Genomic DNA, 17,853 nt, shown 5'->3' on the forward strand with positions numbered 1-17,853 from the left:
ACGAATATTAACGACAGGCAATTGTTGAAATTTGATGTCCAAACACCGCTTTCCGTTCCATGACACGTCTACGATTACTAAAAAAATGAGTGGTATCCATAAATGTATCCCTTCCTGTTATAGCCGCAATACCCACATGTTTACGTCTTAACCGATCAATACAATAACGACCCAAATCAAACAAATAATATCCTTCACGAACGGGGGTAAAAAAAACTCTTCCATCTGGATCCTGTCTCAAAACCTCATTACGCATGTCTTCCCGCACTTCATAATGTGTCACGGCAATACAGGGTCCTACAACAGCAATGATATCCTGTCTATCCGCACCCAAAGCCTCCATTTGATCCACGACATTTTCTAAAATTCCACATGCTGCGCCCCGCCAGCCTGCATGGGCTGCCCCAACAATATCACCAGTTTTTGTACTAAATAATACAGGGGCACAGTCAGCTGTAACAACACTAATAGCAATATCAGGATCGGTCGTCACGGCTCCATCCCCCTCAACAGGTATACAATTCGATTTTGTAATCCATAAAACTTTATTGCTGTGAATCTGTACCCCCCCCCACAAATAATTCGAGGATACCTTCATATACTCAGCAACAATTTTACGGTTCTCCATAATTAAATGAGGGTTATCACCTGATTTCAAACCACAATTTAACGAAGTATATTCTCCTTGAGAAACCCCACCTATTCTTGTAAAAAAACCATGCCGAACAATATTCGACAATAAGGAATGCTGAATGGCCAATGGTTTACAGTTCATGAAATTTATAACCCTTTTAAATTAACCTTGTTTTTGAAATATAAAAAAGTATAGTGTGTTTTCCTAAAAACCCGGTGGAGCACATAACTCAGCGTTACAAATTGCCATAACTTTAAACAAATCCCCCATTTCTGTAGGGTCAATCAAACGTTGTACAGAAGACCGAATTTCATTTCGTTGTTCTATCGGTACATGATCCAATAAGATTTTTTCCCGTATCAGTATGCCAAGCTGCTTTAAAAAAGCACCTTGTGTTTGTATCCCGTAAACAGTCACATTCTGTTTTTCTGCAATTTCTTTCAAGGAAGGAAAATCTATATGAGCAGTTAAATCAGCCTCCCCGGGCGGAACAAAAGGAGAGACTTTTTCTCGGTTTGCAATTGCCTGTAAACTGTCTCCCCAAACCTGGGAAGAATACCCATAATCAATAAATAAAGCCGCCCCCCCATAATGACAGATATGTGCTGAAACATATTGTACAATATCCTGTCCAGCTTCATTTACCTCTACAGTGTCACCAACCTTTATAGGACGCTGGAATACAGGTGAAAAAGGCAATTGGGATATGGGTTTATGAAACATATTTCCTTGGGAAACATAATTCTCATCCCATTTTTTTCCGCCCCTGTAAATAAACTGACGAATGGGTAAAGCGTCAAGAAATTCATTCGCCACCATAATCAGGGGTAAAGTCGGGATATCATAAACAGAATCAAGCCATTGAATTTCAATTTCATAATTTTTCAATGTATTTTCTTGAATTTGACGTAAACGCGACGAGGTTTCAATCAGAAAAACCTTACAATATTGGCAGATATCAGGGGCCGAACGGAATAGAACTCTTAAAATATCCATCATGAGCGTCCCCCGGCCCGGCCCGGCCTCCACGATTGCCAATTTGTCTGGTTTGGACATGGACCGAATGACCGTAATGATCCAAACCGCGATCAATTCACCAAAAATCTGTGAAATTTCAGGTGCAGTAATAAAATCAGAAAATGGATCCCTTTTTTCATAATAGGCGGCATTTGCCTTTTCCATAAATTGATCCAATCGCATTTCTGGACAATTCTTCATTTCTGCCTTTACTTTTCAGAAACTGTCAAATTTTGCAATTTCGGCAATTGATAAGACTGCCAAATGAAATATATCCCGGCAATCGCCATTGGGATACATAAAATTTGCCCCATCGTCAAACCAAAAGCAAAGTAACCCAAAAAAGCATCTGGCTCACGAAACAACTCACAAACACTTCGTGCCATGGCATACCCCAATAGAAACACACCGGAAAGAAATCCTGGCCGCTCTCGAATGGCTTTACATTGAATCAAGCAAAGCATAATAAAAAATAGCAACACACCTTCTGAAAAACATTCATATAATTCAGATGGATGTCTTGCACCTTCAACACCGGGATAAATCATACGCCAGGGTAGCCAGTCTGGAGCTTCACGACCCACTAGCTCCCCATTAATAAAATTTGCCAATCTTCCAAATCCTAGTCCCATAGGCACTACGGTTGTGACACGATCAGAAAAACCAAGAAAACTTAAACGGTTATAACGGGTGAATATTATTAAGGCGAATATAACCCCCAAAGCACCACCATGAAAGGACATTCCTCCATGCCATACCTGAATGATCTGTAATGGATGCGTTAAATAATAAGCAGGCTGATAAAAGCAAACATATCCCAAACGTCCCCCCAAAATAACGCCCAACGTCGCCCAAGTTAAAAAATCATCAACTTGTGTAACAGTTGCAACCACGGGTTCCCTTTGAACCAATCGTCTTACCAAAAACCAACCGGCAAGCAATGCTGCTATATAGGCCATAGCGTACCAACGTATCGATAAGGGGCCGATATGCAACATAACAGGATCAAAATTAGGATAATACAAGGGAGATGACATAAAACCTGTCTTTCATTAAAAAATATGACCTTATAAATAAGGGTCTGGCCGTAAAAGATAACCCTGAATATATTTTGAAATACCTTCTTCCAATGAGGTAAATGCCCGTTGATATCCGGCAACTTTCAAACGTGTCATGTCAGCTTGGGTAAAATATTGATATTGTCCCTGCAAACTCTGGGGCATATCTATAAATTCAACCTCTCTTTTACAGCCAACCGCATCACAGACGGCATATGCCAAATCAAGATAGGTTCTAGCTTGTCCGGTACCACAATTATATATTCCATTTACATCGGGATTGTTTAAAAGCCATAAAATAATTTCAATAACATCCCCAACCCAAATAAAATCACGGGCCTGGGCACCGTCTGTCAAACCATCGCGATCAGACTTGAATAAACGGGGAACACCTCCCTTCTGAATATCATCAAATTTGACCTTTACAACTGAAATCATCTTGCCCTTGTGATATTCATTTGGTCCATATACATTAAAAAATTTTAATCCGGCCCATTGCGGGGGGACAGGTTGATGATTCCTAACCTGTTCCAATACAAATCGATCAAAAACCTGTTTGGACCACCCATACAAATTCAAAGGTTTTAAATCTGCAACATGGTTGGGTTCATCTGTAAATTCCTCCAGCTGATTGGCTCCCCCATAGGTTGCGGCAGATGAAGCATAAATAAATCTTACCTGATTCAAAGCGCACCAATTCCATAATTTTTTTGACAAATTGACATTGGTTTTCCAAACCAGATCCCCATCACGGGCCGTTGTTTCACTAATTGCACCCAAATGAATGACAGCCCTTATTACTTTGCAATGCTGCACCAGAAAATCATCAATATATTCAGGAAAAATTAAATCTGTTGGCACATGATTTGCAATATTGCGCCATTTTCCCTCATCCCCCAACCAGTCAATTACAACCGTCTTCTCTTTCAAATCATAGAGTCTGGCCTGTAAACAAGAACCGATAAACCCTGTTGCACCAGTGATAATAATCATATTGTTTTCATACACATAAATTATAAATTAAAAAAAACATGCTATATTATAACTTTGATAACGTATTAGATTAACTTATACTAATTTACTAATTTTGAAATAATAATAAGGAAAAATCATGCCTAATCCAAAAAAAATATTTGACGATGCCTCTCATGCTTCTGGCAGTGTATTTTCTGTTTTCAGTGGTATCAAGGAAGAGATTGCTGCCATTGTCAAGGGACGGGTTGATGAGGTTTTGTCAACCCTTCAACTGGTCAGACGTGATGAATTTGAAATTGTTACAGAAATTGCCAGCCGTACCCGTGCCGCTCAAGAAAAGTTAGAAGAACATGTCAAAAAACTTGAGGAAAAAATCGCAGAATTAGAAAAAAAAGCAAATATTTAATCGTAAATATTTTAACAGGGGGATATTTCAAACCCCTTTTATATTGATCAATCCAGGGAAATTTTATTGATGGATTTAATAGAATGGAAAGATTTTGAAAAAATTTTAATGGTAACTGGAACTATTATAAAAATAGAAAAATTTCCTGAAGCCCGTAAACCCGCCTATAAAATATGGGTTGATTTTGGACACTATGGCAAGCTTAAAACAAGCGCTCAACTGGTTAAACTCTACCAGCCCGAGGATTTGATTCATAAACAAATTATAGGAATTATTAATTTTCCTGAAAAACAAATTGGTCCTTTTCGTTCGCAATTCTTACTAACAGGTTTTGAAACAGAAGATGGAATCGTTATTACAACCGTGGAACGTCCCGTGCCTAACGGTACAAAAATAACTTGAATTCTACCTCTCTTGTTGATCCATAATTTCTTTTTGCTCAATAATTTAATTCCATTGAATTTTCAGACAAGAAAAATAATTATGATTTATAAAACTGAACGTTGCAAAACCCTAAGACTTCTAATTCCAGAATGGCAAAGTGGAGATTATGACAGTCAACCCTCCGGCGAGATCTACCCCCTGGGAGCTCGTCTGTTAGCTTTCTTAGCTCCCCAAAATAATACATCCCCGATTGTTGAAGTTCCCATTGAACCTTATCATCAACAACAAAGAACCAGGGAAAATGGTGTTGTTTGGCAAGATGTCATTATTCATCAATTAAAAGCAACGCAAAAAATTATAGATGAACACGAACCTGATCGGATTATTACATTCGGCGGTACTTGTATTGTTAGCCAGGCGCCTTTTGCCTATCTCAATAGACATTATAACGGAAAAATAGGGTTGTTATGGATTGATTCCCATCCTGATATTTCCACTCCCAAACATTTTGATCGAGAACATGCAATGGTTTTGGGAAATTTATTGGGAAAAGGTGATCCATATCTTGCAAATGAAGTCAGATTACCTTTTAAAGCCAACCAGGTTTTAATCATTGGCATTCATAATTATAACAATGCTTATGAAAAAAAAATTGTACATGATTTAGGATTGCAAACCATTGCCAGTCCCGATCTTACCCCAGATAATCAAGCCATTTTTGCATGGATTAGAAAAAACAATTTTGAGCATCTTGCAATACATGTGGACGTTGATGTCCTTAATCCCCGATCTTTTTATTCGCAATTTTCAAATAATCCCATCTCATCACAAACCTTTAATAACGTAAAAGGAGAAATGACCATTCCCCAATTAAGCAAAATCATCCAGGATGTTTCCCTCGTAACGAATATAGTCGGAATAACTTTTGCAGAACACATGCCTTGGGATGCACTTAACTTAAAAAAAATGATGGAACAATTTTCTTTCATGAAATAAAACATTAAAGTTTATACTAATTATTTAATACTAATTTTTGTTAAATACATATGGTTTTTCTGGCAATGTACAAATATTTTTATTTGGACGTTTTTATGTTAGAATTCTTACAATCATATACAAAGAAACAATCCTATTTTATTCACTATTGATCGAGGAATTCATTATGTCATCACTTCCCTCCCTTTTAATGATTGGCTGCGGGCATATGGGGAAAGCCATGTTAAAAGGCTGGATAAAAAAAGGCTTGAATCATTCTTTCATTGTTAATCGACATGATTTCGATCTAGTTACTCCACATCAATTGGCACGTACTATTCAGGATGTTCCAAAAACGTTTCAACCAGAAGCTGTTGTACTTGCCGTCAAACCGGATCAAGCTGCCGAACTTATCCCCCATTTAAAACCATGGTGTAAAAATATACCTGTTATTTCCGTTCTTGGCGGGAAAACGCTTGCCTGGTTACAACAACAATTCGGAGATCATCAGTCTATTATCAGAGTTATGCCTAATACCCCTTCAGAATTAGGATTAGGTATGACCAGCATGATTGCCAACTCCCAAACGCAATCGAATCAAAAACAAATTGCAGAACGATTGTTTAATGCCATTGGTAAAACCGCATGGCTTGATACAGAACAGGAAATTGACATCGCCACAGCAATTGCTGGATGTGGGCCCGCCTATATATTCCTATTAGCGGAATTGTTGCAAAAGATAGGACAAGAGAAAGGATTGTCAGAAGACTTGGCACGTCTTTTAGCCAGACAAACCGTAATTGGCTCTGCCGCATTATTGAATCATTCCCGGGAAGAGGCGGAAACACTAAGAAAAAATGTTGCGACCCCTAACGGGATAACAGAACAAGCTGTTAATGTTCTAATTCAACCCAATGCATGGCCCCATATTCTTTCTAAGGCCCTGCAGGCAGCTGCAGATCGTTCCAGGGCTTTATCTTCATAAAATAACAAAAGCAATATAGGAGATTGATGATGTCTGATGAAGAAATACGCCACCGTATTTTAAAAAATTCCATGGATCTGGCAGCAGAACAAGGATGGAACGCCATGTCATTAAGTGACGCGGCACGACGCTGTAATGTTTCGCTTGATATGGCACGAAAATTATTCCCTTGCAAATCCTCCCTTTTACTTTATCTGAACCGTCTCGCCGATCAGGCTGCATTGAAACAATCCTACCAGCATCAACCCGTTCCTGAATATTTATTCGATCTTTTTATGGAACGGTTTGATACGTTCCAACAATATCGACAAGGATTGATTTCTGCAATTCATTTCTTACCCCTTAACCCTCCATTAGCATTTCTTCTACAGATAGCCATTCAAAACAGTATGAAATGGCTAGCTGAAGCAGCGGAAATCAACACAAGCGGCCTACGTGGAATTGCTTGTATAAAGGGACTGACAGCCATTTGGGCGCTAAATATGCGTATCTGGTTAAAAGATGAAAGCTCAGATTTATCCCAAACCATGGCTTCATTAGATAAAAGCTTTAAAAAAGCTGGAAAATTTGCTCGTTATTGTGTTCAAAGAACTGTAACAGATCAAAATGGAAAAAAGAAGAATCAAGTGGATACTTCCTATTATTCAGATAAAGATGGAAACCAACAATAAATTTTAAAATTTTTTTTATTTTTCCTCTTTACGAAACCTAATAACTCCTTTAAAAGATGCTTTAACAAACCTTGGGGTGTAGCCAAGCGGTAAGGCAGCGGATTTTGATTCCGCCATGCGGAGGTTCGAATCCTCCCACCCCAGCCATCTTGTATTATGATATAATTGTCCCCTTCAAAATCTGTTTTATTTTGGATTATCCTGTCAAACATTTTGATTTTTCTTATAAAATCAAAAATTAACTGTCAGCTTCATTTAACTCATAATTAGGAACAGAATTACCCTTGAAATCACTACAGATAAAATTATCAAAATAAAGGCTCATCCATCTATTTCCCATCAGCGTGTTCATGAAATTCTGGATTATCATAAGAACTGGATTTTCTCCAATCCTATATTTCAAGAATCCCATTACCAGTATATCAATCATGAAAAACATCTTTATTTAGGACGCCTTTATCCTTTAGAAATTCTTAAAATAACCAATCAGGCACAAACTATCCAGTTAATTGATCATCATATTGCAATAACAGTTCGAGAGAATTTTCCGTCAAGAATCTATAGCATGCTTCAAAACTGGTATAAATTTGAGGCTTTAGAGGTTTTTTCTGAACGTCTTTCCCTTTTAAAATCAAGAATTTGTTGGATTGATTGGCAAAATCAACCACCTTTGTTACGAATTGAAAAATTGAAAAATCAATGGGGTAGTTATAATCAAAAAAATAATGGGATCATTACCTTAAATCAACATCTAACCAAGGCAAATCCCATCGCCATTGATTATGTTATCCTCCATGAGCTGTGCTATACAGCTGAATTTAACAACAGTAAAAAAATTTACCAAATAGTTACCATGATTATGCCAAATTGAAAAATATTGGCATACCTACTTAAAACAAAATGGTTATATACTTGGAAAAGAGCAAAAAACCTTTATAATGCCTTAATTATTGACCGCTGTTTTTTGAAACTTTTTTTACAAAATTCTCTTTCAAACTTTTATATTTTAAATGTTCTCTTGCCTGTTTCCATTTCTGTTTAAAAACTGATGCCGCTTTTGCCTTAATCGGATCCTCAAAACTTTTGGGTAACTCCTGTCTACCATGAGATCCACTCAAACCCTTTTTATCTTTGGGAACAAATCCATTATATTTTTTGCCACATTTATGATTAGCGTAACGTCGGGCACGCGTATAACCCATCTGCAGAAATTTACGCGCCATATCAGCCCCAACAAAATCTTCTTGTTTCAAATACTGCAAAAATAATTGATATATCCTTTCACTGCTTTCCCTTGCCTTTTCAACAGTCGCAAATTGCCAATACGGCAATATTTCTGACTTGTATGGCTCGACCAGCAATACTCCTTGCTCTCCCTTGCCAATGCGATAATATTCAGGATGTTTGCGAAAATCTATTTTTCCAAAATTCAAGGAGTAATCAAAACTGGACGAAACGACACGATTTTTACAACATGGAATCAAATCACTTCTTTTATTCATTTATTCCACCCAAATTCTGCATCATTAAAAAACAACCATTATATGTTTTGGCTTATAGATTTATTAGGACTATAAACCTAAATTGTCTTATTTGTTTTTTTATAGCAAGTAGGTCATTTTAATCATCAATATTATTTCAATGGAAGAAAATGAAAATTGAAAAAATTCAATATGGTCCCTATGAAGCCTTACGTTTACATTTTTTAAACAGATTTCTCGATTATATTCCTAAAAGAGCTCAGATTATACGTTATGGATCTCTTAAAAAGCCGGATATTTTATGGGGAAATTCAAAGGCTACCTATCAGGATGGCAAAGCCATAAGAAGTGGCATCCCGTTATGCTGGCCCTGGTTCGGTCATCTTAAAGCCAATCCTTCAATAGTCCAAAATATGCATAGCCTAACTCATCCCGCATTATCGCATGGCTTTGCACGTTGCATTGAATGGAAAAATCATCAGCTTGATGCATCAAAATCAGGAATCATTATCATTAATAGTCTACAAACCTCACCAACATTAACCCCGGAATGGCCACATGAAACGAAATTGAAATTCATTATATGTTTTAATGAGATTTTAAGCATACAACTTCATATTGAAAACAAAAGTAACCAGGATATTGTCATAACTCAGGCTTTACATAACTATTTCCATGTCAGTGATATCCGTAATATCCATATTCATGGATTGGAAAATCTAACCTATACAGAACAAAATGCATTGGGTCAGCAGAAATCAGGCATACAAAAATTCTTTCACCATTTAACTGGTCCCGTTGATCGAATTTACAGTGAGGTTCCCTCTGAAATAACTATTATTGATCCTATATGGAAAAGAAACATTATCATCCGAGCTCCTTTCTCACATTCTGCCGTGTTATGGACACCTTGGAAAGAACAAGCCAAAACCTTAGATCAATTTCCTGCATCATTATGGAATCAAGTGATGTGCCTTGAGGTTGGAACACTATTGAATCAAATGCAAATTATTAAACCCAAGACAAAAGACATGATAGAAATGTCTATACATGTTACAGAGCACCAATAACTTTCAATGATTCAATAAATGGGTATATATTTTAAATTTATGGTCTTCATTTAACATACATATATATCCATTAATGAATAATACAAATTCATGCCCACTGCATTCAATAACCCAATGATACTATTTAATAATAATATCATTATTAATTATCGGCTAACTTTTAAACAGATTTGACAATTGACTCTGCTACAAATTATTAACATCAAGAACAATAGCCAATTTTACAAGAATGATATTTATTAGGTGATATAATTTATCAACTTATTTTTTGCACATCTTTTAAATTAGATGGCTCCCGAAGTAGGACTCGAACCTACGACCGAGCGATTAACAGTCGCTTGCTCTACCAACTGAGCTATTCGGGATCATTTGGTAGACTTTGTATACCTAATTTAAAATTAATGGTAAAGTGTTTTTTTATATAAAATCCAATTTTTTTCATTTTCTAGAATTTGCTCTATGACCCCTTTTTCAAATAAAACAAAAAAATCTTTTAATCGCCGTAATTTACTGATTGGACTAGGGGCAATAGGCTCTTTAACAGGAATGGGATTATATCATTCCATTAACAAACATGATCCCGAGATAATGCCTCAGGATATCTCACCACAAATGATTCGTATTGCATACCTAAAGAATGAAGAAAACCAGCTTCTCACCATTGCCCAGACAAAAGGTTTTCTGAAACATTACAAAATAAACCTTGATCCCATTGCCAATATTAAAAATAAAACCCAGATTTTCGATCTACTCAAGACCAATCAGTGTGATACGGCTATTTTATCCATTCTGGACTGGCTGCCACAACTTCTTAAATCCCGCTCTGAAGGTGGAAAATTAATGATTGGTTTAAATGGTGGGGATTTTCGGTTATTGGTTACACATAAACAAAAAATCCAAAGATTGATGGATTTGGCAAATCTATCCATTGGAATTCAACCTCATTCCGAAAAAGAAAAACTATTCTTTTCTATTCTTCTAAGACGTAAAGGTATAAATCCGGATTTGAATGTTAAATGGGTTGAACTGGAAAAAGATGAATTACTTCCTGCTCTTTTATCAGGTCAAATACAGGCATTAATTGGTTCTGACCCTTTTATCTGGCGAATTCTTCATCATAACAATAAAAAATTGTTCCAACTTGCCGGGAGCCAGACAGGTAGCTGGAGTCAAAGAATCAATTATGTTTTGGGAATCTCAAATCATTTTCAACAATCCAATCCACTCGCACTCAAATATCTTGCCACAGCAATTCGAAATGCCTCCGTATGGCAATCACAGCATATTCAGGAAGCCAGTCAAATCCTAACTGATGAATGGCAGAAAATGAGACCTGAAGAAATATTAAAAATGTTTTTGAATGAAAACAGAAATATGGCCATAATAAATGATAACTTATGGGAGCAGGTTGCCCAATATATCGATGAATTCAAACTTTTGGGTCAAGTCCCCAACAGCCTGAAATCGGGTCATATCGCCAAGCAGTTTTGTGTAACACTTTAATGCCTCCTTAAAATAATGAGGCATTAACCCAGACCAACGTTCAGCCAACCAATTGTTTATTAAGCAGCTTTTTAGGAAGAAGCCAAAGAGCCATTTTTGTCAAAAAGGGTGCTGTTTCTGGACGTAATAAACGACGGTCATAACCAGAAAAACGACGATCATCTTCTGAAAGACATAAGCGAAGAAAATCAGCAAGGGTCGTTTTTTCATTACCCAGCTCAGCAACTCCGTTAATCGTGAAATTATTATCTTGGAAATGCTCTTCCCCCTCTGCATCCATCGTTTTAATCAAACCGATCCGTTCGTAAACTAAAAATGCATGAACTGCGATAACTTTTAGTTCAAACAAGATACGTTTTATCCAGGGCAAATTCGCACGATGCCAAGCCAACCAGTTTGCAAATAGAAGGATATGGCGACATTCTTCCTGCATAACAGGCTCAAAGGTTTCAATCAGTTCTTTCGTGAAAAATCCAGACTTTTCTGCAATTGCAAACAAACCGAAGGCATAAAAACTATCCCAACATTCACTAAATCCTGTTACCAAATAGGCCCATTCCGGATCTTTTGGGACCGAATAAGGGGACTCTGATGCAAGGGGGATACCATAAAACCTGACCAAATCAGAAAGAACTTCCTTATGACGATTTTCCTCCCAAGCATTCCGTGCAATGGCATCAGCCCATTCTGGATCCATAATTTCTTTGACATAGGCAGCCATCCTCAAACGGGCCTTGCCCTCTGTCTGCACAGCGATATCCCAAATAGGCAACGATTTTAAACGATCAATTTCCTGATCGGTAAGCTTTGGCCAGTCCATAAAAGTTGGTCTGTAAGGATTAAAAGTCTCACGGAACATCTGACATACCATTTGCCTATGCTCTTTACTACCGATTTTAATCGAGCCTGGAATATTACTCATCCAATGGCGCACTCGATAATTCATCTCCTCAAGCTCTTTATCTGATTTTGGCTGAGGCAAGGTATGTAAATCTTCAGGTAATTGCGTATAAATTGCTTCCAAGTCAGACATTTCCAAATCGACTCCTTACTTTTAAAATCATTAATTTTTTAAATCATTTCAGTTCTGATAATTTATGGATGATACGGTTAACCAGCCCATATTTGATGGCTTCCTGAGCAGACATCCAATAATTTCTATCGGTATCTTTGGCAATTTTATCATAAGAATGCCCAGTCTCTTTTGCAAAAATTGCATTCAAACGTTCACGCATTTTTATAATTTCCCTGGCCTCGATATCAATGTCCGTTGCCGGCCCTCTGACTCCACCCATTGGCTGATGCAATAAGAAACGTGTATTGGCTAAACAGAAACGTCGTTCTTTACGTCCTGCGGCATAAATCAGGGCCCCTGCCGATGCGACCCATCCTGTACCAATCATATTAATCGGTGCATGGCTGTCCACAAAACGGATCATATCATGAATTGTATCACCACTTTCCACATGACCGCCAGGTGAATTGACATAAATATTGATCGGCTTAGACGACTCATAAGCCAGGGCCAACAAACGCCCGCTTATTTCCCTTGCAAGCTTGTCATTCACTTCACCAAAAATTAAAATTGTACGTTCTTTGAAAAGTTTATTTTCCAATTCATTATTTGCACCAGCCTCAGGAAAATTTTTATCCTCCTTTTTCTCTTCATCATCTGGATCACTGTCACTGAAATGTTTTTGTCCACCATCTGAAAGCTGCATAAGCTTCACCAATATCTTCCTTTAAATTATCTTTTCAAAAAAACAATTTTTATTTTATTTACTCTATTTTTTATACACCCTACATTGATAAATGAAAATTTTTTTTATTCACTGATCAGTTTTTTATATATGCCTGTAAAATTATCATTTTTACAACAACAACACGTATTATGATCTGCAATTTATCTTATAAATCAGGGGGAAAAGATTATTTCTCTATATTATGGAAACAAAATAGCGTATTAAGAAAAAACCTATAAACACTATAAAATTCATCAAATATGTTTTTATTTTATAAATTAAGGGTATAGAAGGGTATAGATAGAGTGTCTTCCATCCAGCAGCCAATTTTACGATATTTCTTATTTTTCAATCTCTTCTGTCTGGGGGGATGCTCCCAATCTGTGTTTATTAAAGCCCCCGTAAACGCATATCATGATATAGAAGGCGGCATTGTATCTCAACCTAGGCTGCCTGTTCCGGGAAATGATCAAAAATATCCCTATGTAGGGTTGACACCAACAGCCTCCCCTCCTCTGCCCTCCCAAGATTTACGTAATGCAATCACAGATTCTCTCTCACAGGATAGAAATGAGACACAGTGGCAAAATGTAAAAAACCCAATTATTATTCCTGATATTCCTCCATTACCTGCACAGCAGAATAACCCACCTGCAAAATCGTCCGTTCAAACCAAACCTGTCAATAATCAACCTGGTCAGAACACCAACATGCAACCTGCGGAAAATCTCGCATCCTCTGCGAATTTTGATGCGGCAGGAGAGCCACCTCAACCAAACCAGAACTCGAATATTCACAACACGATCAATCAAAAAGAAAAATCGGTTAAACCAGTCGAGACTGTCGAATCCCATAAAACCGAACCCGTGGTTATGCCAGAACTTAGGGCAAAAATTGATGAACAAAATGTTGTAATTCCCTCTATTCCCGTCAATCCTCCCCCTCCATCCCACTTCCCTGATTTTGATGTCCCACCGGACATCAACCTTCCCCCTCCATCCCATCCTTCAGGTTTATCCTTTAAGGAACCAACAGGAACGCTTATACGTTTTCCGATTGATTCCGACACGCCTTATGCCAAACAAGAAGATATAATAAATAATATTGCCTGGCAAAGAAAAGGCAGAACCGTTTTTGTTCACGGGTATGGTGACACAACCTCTCTTGATCCCGATGCACAAACTGTGGCGGTTTCACTTGCCTTGCTACGTGCAAAAACAGTTGCAAAATTATTAATCGCCCATAATGTACCAGAATCCGCTATTGTAATCCGGGCCTATGCGTTTGGACACGGTGTTCGGATTCGTATGGACAATTAGTATTTTCTTTTTTAATTTTAATTTATTCTATTCAAACGAGCCTATGTCATGACAGAAGAATTCCATCGTATTCGTCGCCTGCCACCTTATGTATTTGCTGAAGTAAATGCCGCTAAAAAGGCCGCACGAGCACGTGGAGAAGATATTATAGATCTGGGTATGGGAAATCCAGATAGCCGTCCCCCTGAACATGTTATCCAAAAATTAATTGAAACAACCTCTGCCCCCCGTGTCCACGGTTATTCCGTCAGTCGTGGAATTGCCGGTCTACGCAAAGCCCTTGCAAATTATTATCAAAGACGTTTTAATGTCACCCTTGACCCTGAACATGAAACAATCGTGACTTTGGGATCAAAGGAAGGATTGGCAAACCTGGCTTCTGCAATCACCAGTCCTGGCGATACTATTCTTGTTCCCAATCCCTCCTATCCCATTCATCAATTTGGATTTATTATCGCTGGTGCTGCAATTCGCTCAATTCCTGCAAAACCAGATGAACATATGCTGGAGGCACTGCATCGTGCTGTTAAACATTCCATTCCGAAACCCACCGCCCTTATCGTCAATTTTCCTTCAAATCCCACCGCCTATTTGGCAAATCTGGATTTTTATCGTGAGCTCGTTCAGTTTGCAAAAAAAGAATCAATCTGGATTCTCTCTGATTTGGCTTATGCTGAAATTTATTTTGGTGAGAAAATTCCACCCTCCATTTTGGAAATACCAGGAGCAAAAGATATCGCTGTCGAATTTACTTCCATGTCTAAAACCTACTCAATGGCTGGCTGGCGTATCGGTTTTGCCGCCGGTAACAGAAAACTGATTGCTGCACTAACCCGAATCAAATCGTATTTAGATTATGGGGCCTTCACACCAGTTCAAGTTGCCGCAACAGCAGCCCTGAACAATCCCCAGGATTATGTAGAAAAAATTCGGACCCTATATAAAGAAAGAAGGGATACCATAATCAAAGGGTTGCATTCAGCTGGATGGAATGTTCCTTCCCCTGAAGCCTCCATGTTTGCATGGGCCCCCATTCCTGAACAGTTTAAATCAATGGGAAGTGTTGAATTTTCCAAACTTCTTCTCAAGGAAGCCCAGGTTGCTGTCGCCCCTGGTCTTGGTTTTGGTGAATATGGTGACGATCATGTTCGAATTGGTCTGGTGGAAAATACCCAAAGATTGAGACAAGCCTGCCGTTCAATAAAACATTTCATGCAGGCTTATTCTAAATAGCCCAACTATCTTTATTTAAGAAAAAATATATATCTTGTTCGGAGAAATTTTATGGATAATCCTTCGGTTAATAAACCCTTAAACCTTGGAATCGCTGGTCTTGGAACCGTAGGAATTGGCGTGTTACGATTATTGCAAAATAATCAAAAAACTATAACGAACCGTGCTGGACGCCCGATCCGCATCCATGCCGTGAATGCCAAAAACCGCCATAAAAATCGAAATATTGATTTAACAACTTTTAAATGGCACGAAGATCCGTTAGATCTTGCAACTGATCCTGATATAGATGTTGTTGTTGAATTGATCGGCGGTGCAAATGGAACGGCTTATGAACTTGTCTGTGAAGCAATAAAAAATAAAAAAGCTGTTGTTACAGCAAATAAGGCCCTGATTGCTCTGCACGGTAACGAACTTGCCAAAATGGCTGCCAGTCAAAATGTTCCATTACTTTTTGAAGCTGCCGTTGCAGGTGGAATTCCCATTATTAAAACCATCAAAGAAGCCTTGGCGGCAGATCGCCTGATTGAAATTGGCGGAATCTTAAACGGAACCTGTAACTACATGTTGACCACCATGACAAGAACTGGACGAGGTTTTGAAGACATCCTAAAGGAAACTCAGCAACTTGGATATGCCGAAGCTGATCCATCCACCGATATTGATGGACTTGATGCCGCCCATAAACTTGCCATTCTGGCAAGCCTTGGTTTTGGGTATACTTTCAATTTCAAAGATATTTTTGTTGAAGGAATTCGAAACATCTCTCCACATGATATCCATTATGCCCAAGAATTGGGTTACACGATTAAATTGGTGGGTATGGCACAATATCATTCAGAAAACAAACTGGAATTACGTGTTCATCCCGCACTTTTGCCTCAGTCCTCTCCCTTGGCCCGTGTTAATGGCGTAATTAATGCCATCAGAACAAAAGGCGAATTTTCAGGTTATCTGATGCTTGAAGGTGCCGGAGCTGGCGAAGGCCCAACCGCCACGGCTGTTTGCGCTGATATCATCGATATCGCCAGAGGCAATACAATACCCATGTGGGGAACGGACTGGAATGAACTCCGTCCCGCAACACTTGTCCCCAACTCGGATTTTAACAAAGCCTATTATATACGTCTTATTGTTGAGGATAAACCAGGTGTTGTGGCTGATATTGCAACCATTTTCAAAGAAAACAATGTTTCCCTACGAAGCCTGTTGCAACATAAAAATCATATGACTACTGATTCTGAAAATACAGTTCCTATCGTACTTGTGACTCATAAAAACAAGGAAAGTTCTTTATTAAAGTCATTAAAAGCAATTTATGACCTTCCTGCAATTCTGGAAAAACCCATCATGATCCGCATTGAAGAGCCATAATCATTACATACAAGGAAATTTTAAATCATGAATAAGCCTCCTTTTCAATCTGGTTATACCGTCTCTGATCGAAACTTGGCGCTTGAACTTGTACGCGTGACGGAAGCTGCAGCACTTAAGTCCTTTCACTGGGTTGGACTTGGCAAGAAAAACGAAGCTGATGCAGCAGCCGTTCAAGGCATGCGACAAGCTTTTGATACTGTTGCCATTTCAGGCACCGTCGTAATCGGTGAAGGTGAAATGGATGAGGCTCCCATGCTTTATATTGGTGAAAAAGTTGGGGCTGGCGGACCCGAAATGGATATTGCTGTCGATCCATTGGAAGGAACAAATCTCGTTGCCAAGAATCTGCCCAATGCGATCACTGTCGTTGCATTGGCGGAAAAGGGGAACTTTCTTCATGCCCCTGATATCTACATGGACAAAATTGCCATTGGTCCGGGCTACCCCGAAGGTGTCATTGACATAGATAATAATGTTAAAACTAATTTAATGAACCTTGCAAAAGCGAAAAAAGTTGATGTTTCTGATTTAACTCTCAGCATTTTGGAAAGAGAGCGTCATGAGGAAATTATTGCCAAAGCCCGTGAAGCCGGCGCTCATGTCAAACTAGTGTCTGATGGCGATGTTGCCAGCATTATCTCAACCTGTCTCCCAAAAAGTAATGTTGATATTGTCATAGGATCAGGTGGTGCCCCAGAAGGCGTTCTTGCTGCTGCGGCATTACGTTGTTTTGATGGGCAAATGCAGGGCAGACTGCTTTTTGAAAATAAAGAGCAGATTGATCGTGCCAGAAAGATGAATCCCCTTGATCCGCAACGCAAACTTTCCCTTCATGACATGGCCAATGGAAATGTCTTATTTTCGGCAACAGGGGTTACAAATGGTGATATCCTTAAAGGTGTACGCTGGAAAGGAAATCATGTATGGACAAATTCAATAGTTACGAGATCAGTATCAAAAACCATTCGTTTCATTAACGCTTGCCACGACCCGCGTAACAAACCTCAAACAACTATTTAAATT

At 38.5% G+C, this 17,853-nt stretch carries 19 protein-coding genes and 2 tRNA genes; 13 read left to right on the forward strand and 8 right to left on the reverse strand.

What is annotated here, in order from left to right:
* Positions 1 to 7: 7 nt before the first annotated feature.
* From pgeF to rfaD, 4 genes are all read right to left on the reverse strand, one after another.
* The gene (gene pgeF, locus H3R28_RS08385; RefSeq protein WP_198194074.1) at positions 8 to 775 is read right to left on the reverse strand and encodes a peptidoglycan editing factor PgeF; all 768 of its coding nucleotides are present in this window, start codon (positions 773 to 775) and stop codon (positions 8 to 10) included.
* Positions 776 to 838: 63 nt separating this feature from the next.
* Positions 839 to 1,852, reverse strand: coding sequence for a class I SAM-dependent methyltransferase (locus H3R28_RS08390; RefSeq protein ID WP_198210655.1), 1,014 nt, complete (start codon positions 1,850 to 1,852; stop codon positions 839 to 841).
* A gap of 8 nt (positions 1,853 to 1,860) precedes the next feature.
* On the reverse strand, positions 1,861 to 2,688 hold the full coding sequence (gene lgt / locus H3R28_RS08395) for a prolipoprotein diacylglyceryl transferase (RefSeq protein ID WP_155564916.1): 828 nt from the start codon (positions 2,686 to 2,688) through the stop codon (positions 1,861 to 1,863).
* 30 nt (positions 2,689 to 2,718) lie between these two features.
* The gene (gene rfaD, locus H3R28_RS08400; protein WP_198210654.1) at positions 2,719 to 3,702 is read right to left on the reverse strand and encodes an ADP-glyceromanno-heptose 6-epimerase; all 984 of its coding nucleotides are present in this window, start codon (positions 3,700 to 3,702) and stop codon (positions 2,719 to 2,721) included.
* 118 nt (positions 3,703 to 3,820) lie between these two features.
* Here rfaD and H3R28_RS08405 point away from each other — a divergent pair, with 118 nt between their 5' ends.
* The 7 genes from H3R28_RS08405 (at position 3,821) to H3R28_RS08435 (ending at position 7,976) form a co-directional block, all read left to right on the forward strand.
* Positions 3,821 to 4,090 (forward strand): accessory factor UbiK family protein, encoded by a 270-nt coding sequence (locus H3R28_RS08405; RefSeq protein WP_122122936.1) that lies wholly within the window; start codon positions 3,821 to 3,823, stop codon positions 4,088 to 4,090.
* Positions 4,091 to 4,159: 69 nt separating this feature from the next.
* Positions 4,160 to 4,492: a tRNA-binding protein gene (locus tag H3R28_RS08410; RefSeq protein ID WP_110439566.1), complete on the forward strand. Its 333-nt coding sequence runs from the start codon at positions 4,160 to 4,162 to the stop codon at positions 4,490 to 4,492.
* 81 nt (positions 4,493 to 4,573) lie between these two features.
* Positions 4,574 to 5,470, forward strand: a complete 897-nt coding sequence (locus tag H3R28_RS08415; RefSeq protein WP_198210653.1) for an arginase family protein — start codon at positions 4,574 to 4,576, stop codon at positions 5,468 to 5,470.
* A 166-nt stretch (positions 5,471 to 5,636) separates the two neighbouring features.
* A complete protein-coding gene (gene proC / locus H3R28_RS08420) occupies positions 5,637 to 6,434 on the forward strand; it encodes a pyrroline-5-carboxylate reductase (protein WP_198210652.1) in 798 nt (265 codons plus the stop codon).
* A 26-nt stretch (positions 6,435 to 6,460) separates the two neighbouring features.
* Entirely contained in the window at positions 6,461 to 7,105 is a 645-nt protein-coding gene (locus tag H3R28_RS08425) for a TetR/AcrR family transcriptional regulator (protein ID WP_198210651.1), read from the forward strand.
* Between the two features lie 72 nt (positions 7,106 to 7,177).
* Positions 7,178 to 7,252 (forward strand) — tRNA-Gln (locus H3R28_RS08430).
* Positions 7,253 to 7,436: 184 nt separating this feature from the next.
* The gene (locus H3R28_RS08435) at positions 7,437 to 7,976 is read left to right on the forward strand and encodes a M48 family metallopeptidase (RefSeq protein WP_370552843.1); all 540 of its coding nucleotides are present in this window, start codon (positions 7,437 to 7,439) and stop codon (positions 7,974 to 7,976) included.
* Positions 7,977 to 8,052: 76 nt separating this feature from the next.
* Here H3R28_RS08435 and H3R28_RS08440 read toward each other — a convergent pair whose 3' ends face one another.
* On the reverse strand, positions 8,053 to 8,607 hold the full coding sequence (locus tag H3R28_RS08440) for a DUF4385 domain-containing protein (RefSeq protein ID WP_198210650.1): 555 nt from the start codon (positions 8,605 to 8,607) through the stop codon (positions 8,053 to 8,055).
* Between the two features lie 149 nt (positions 8,608 to 8,756).
* Between H3R28_RS08440 and H3R28_RS08445 the strand changes: the two genes are divergently transcribed.
* Positions 8,757 to 9,656 (forward strand): D-hexose-6-phosphate mutarotase, encoded by a 900-nt coding sequence (locus H3R28_RS08445; RefSeq protein WP_198210649.1) that lies wholly within the window; start codon positions 8,757 to 8,759, stop codon positions 9,654 to 9,656.
* Between the two features lie 289 nt (positions 9,657 to 9,945).
* Here H3R28_RS08445 and H3R28_RS08450 read toward each other — a convergent pair.
* Positions 9,946 to 10,021, reverse strand: a tRNA-Asn gene (locus tag H3R28_RS08450).
* 94 nt (positions 10,022 to 10,115) lie between these two features.
* Here H3R28_RS08450 and H3R28_RS08455 point away from each other — a divergent pair.
* On the forward strand, positions 10,116 to 11,159 hold the full coding sequence (locus tag H3R28_RS08455; protein WP_198210648.1) for an ABC transporter substrate-binding protein: 1,044 nt from the start codon (positions 10,116 to 10,118) through the stop codon (positions 11,157 to 11,159).
* 40 nt (positions 11,160 to 11,199) lie between these two features.
* Here the strand turns inward: H3R28_RS08455 and H3R28_RS08460 are convergent, their stop codons facing one another.
* Positions 11,200 to 12,192, reverse strand: a complete 993-nt coding sequence (locus H3R28_RS08460; RefSeq protein WP_122122925.1) for a ferritin-like domain-containing protein — start codon at positions 12,190 to 12,192, stop codon at positions 11,200 to 11,202.
* A gap of 43 nt (positions 12,193 to 12,235) precedes the next feature.
* Positions 12,236 to 12,880, reverse strand: coding sequence for an ATP-dependent Clp protease proteolytic subunit (locus H3R28_RS08465; protein WP_110439590.1), 645 nt, complete (start codon positions 12,878 to 12,880; stop codon positions 12,236 to 12,238).
* Positions 12,881 to 13,206: 326 nt separating this feature from the next.
* Here H3R28_RS08465 and H3R28_RS08470 point away from each other — a divergent pair, with 326 nt between their 5' ends.
* From H3R28_RS08470 to glpX, 4 genes are read left to right on the forward strand one after another with little or no spacing between them, the layout of a single operon-like run.
* Positions 13,207 to 14,220, forward strand: coding sequence for a hypothetical protein (locus H3R28_RS08470; protein ID WP_198210647.1), 1,014 nt, complete (start codon positions 13,207 to 13,209; stop codon positions 14,218 to 14,220).
* 48 nt (positions 14,221 to 14,268) lie between these two features.
* Positions 14,269 to 15,453 carry an LL-diaminopimelate aminotransferase gene (locus H3R28_RS08475; RefSeq protein WP_198210646.1) on the forward strand — a complete coding sequence of 395 codons (1,185 nt, stop codon included), beginning with the start codon at positions 14,269 to 14,271 and terminating at the stop codon, positions 15,451 to 15,453.
* A gap of 51 nt (positions 15,454 to 15,504) precedes the next feature.
* Complete coding sequence (locus H3R28_RS08480; protein ID WP_198210645.1) at positions 15,505 to 16,827, forward strand: homoserine dehydrogenase; 1,323 nt, start codon at positions 15,505 to 15,507, stop codon at positions 16,825 to 16,827.
* 27 nt (positions 16,828 to 16,854) lie between these two features.
* Complete coding sequence (gene glpX / locus H3R28_RS08485) at positions 16,855 to 17,850, forward strand: class II fructose-bisphosphatase (protein ID WP_110439552.1); 996 nt, start codon at positions 16,855 to 16,857, stop codon at positions 17,848 to 17,850.
* Positions 17,851 to 17,853: the final 3 nt, after the last annotated feature.

Origin of the sequence: Commensalibacter sp. M0268 (genome assembly GCF_016101925.1) — a bacterium.
In the GTDB taxonomy this organism is placed as follows: Bacteria; Pseudomonadota; Alphaproteobacteria; order Acetobacterales; family Acetobacteraceae; genus Commensalibacter; species Commensalibacter melissae.

What these genes read in the sequence shown, in the direction of transcription:
- pgeF (WP_198194074.1), bottom strand. Translation starts at nt 775, where the DNA reads ATGAACTGTAAACCATTGGCCATTCAGCATTCCTTATTGTCGAATATT.
- H3R28_RS08465 (WP_110439590.1), bottom strand. Translation starts at nt 12,880, where the DNA reads ATGCAGCTTTCAGATGGTGGACAAAAACATTTCAGTGACAGTGATCCA.
- lgt (WP_155564916.1), bottom strand. Translation starts at nt 2,688, where the DNA reads ATGTCATCTCCCTTGTATTATCCTAATTTTGATCCTGTTATGTTGCAT.
- H3R28_RS08405 (WP_122122936.1), top strand. Translation starts at nt 3,821, where the DNA reads ATGCCTAATCCAAAAAAAATATTTGACGATGCCTCTCATGCTTCTGGC.
- H3R28_RS08480 (WP_198210645.1), top strand. Translation starts at nt 15,505, where the DNA reads ATGGATAATCCTTCGGTTAATAAACCCTTAAACCTTGGAATCGCTGGT.
- H3R28_RS08440 (WP_198210650.1), bottom strand. Translation starts at nt 8,607, where the DNA reads ATGAATAAAAGAAGTGATTTGATTCCATGTTGTAAAAATCGTGTCGTT.
- H3R28_RS08455 (WP_198210648.1), top strand. Translation starts at nt 10,116, where the DNA reads ATGACCCCTTTTTCAAATAAAACAAAAAAATCTTTTAATCGCCGTAAT.
- H3R28_RS08425 (WP_198210651.1), top strand. Translation starts at nt 6,461, where the DNA reads ATGATGTCTGATGAAGAAATACGCCACCGTATTTTAAAAAATTCCATG.
- H3R28_RS08445 (WP_198210649.1), top strand. Translation starts at nt 8,757, where the DNA reads ATGAAAATTGAAAAAATTCAATATGGTCCCTATGAAGCCTTACGTTTA.
- proC (WP_198210652.1), top strand. Translation starts at nt 5,637, where the DNA reads ATGTCATCACTTCCCTCCCTTTTAATGATTGGCTGCGGGCATATGGGG.
- glpX (WP_110439552.1), top strand. Translation starts at nt 16,855, where the DNA reads ATGAATAAGCCTCCTTTTCAATCTGGTTATACCGTCTCTGATCGAAAC.
- H3R28_RS08390 (WP_198210655.1), bottom strand. Translation starts at nt 1,852, where the DNA reads ATGAAGAATTGTCCAGAAATGCGATTGGATCAATTTATGGAAAAGGCA.
- rfaD (WP_198210654.1), bottom strand. Translation starts at nt 3,702, where the DNA reads ATGATTATTATCACTGGTGCAACAGGGTTTATCGGTTCTTGTTTACAG.
- H3R28_RS08410 (WP_110439566.1), top strand. Translation starts at nt 4,160, where the DNA reads ATGGATTTAATAGAATGGAAAGATTTTGAAAAAATTTTAATGGTAACT.
- H3R28_RS08460 (WP_122122925.1), bottom strand. Translation starts at nt 12,192, where the DNA reads ATGTCTGACTTGGAAGCAATTTATACGCAATTACCTGAAGATTTACAT.
- H3R28_RS08475 (WP_198210646.1), top strand. Translation starts at nt 14,269, where the DNA reads ATGACAGAAGAATTCCATCGTATTCGTCGCCTGCCACCTTATGTATTT.
- H3R28_RS08415 (WP_198210653.1), top strand. Translation starts at nt 4,574, where the DNA reads ATGATTTATAAAACTGAACGTTGCAAAACCCTAAGACTTCTAATTCCA.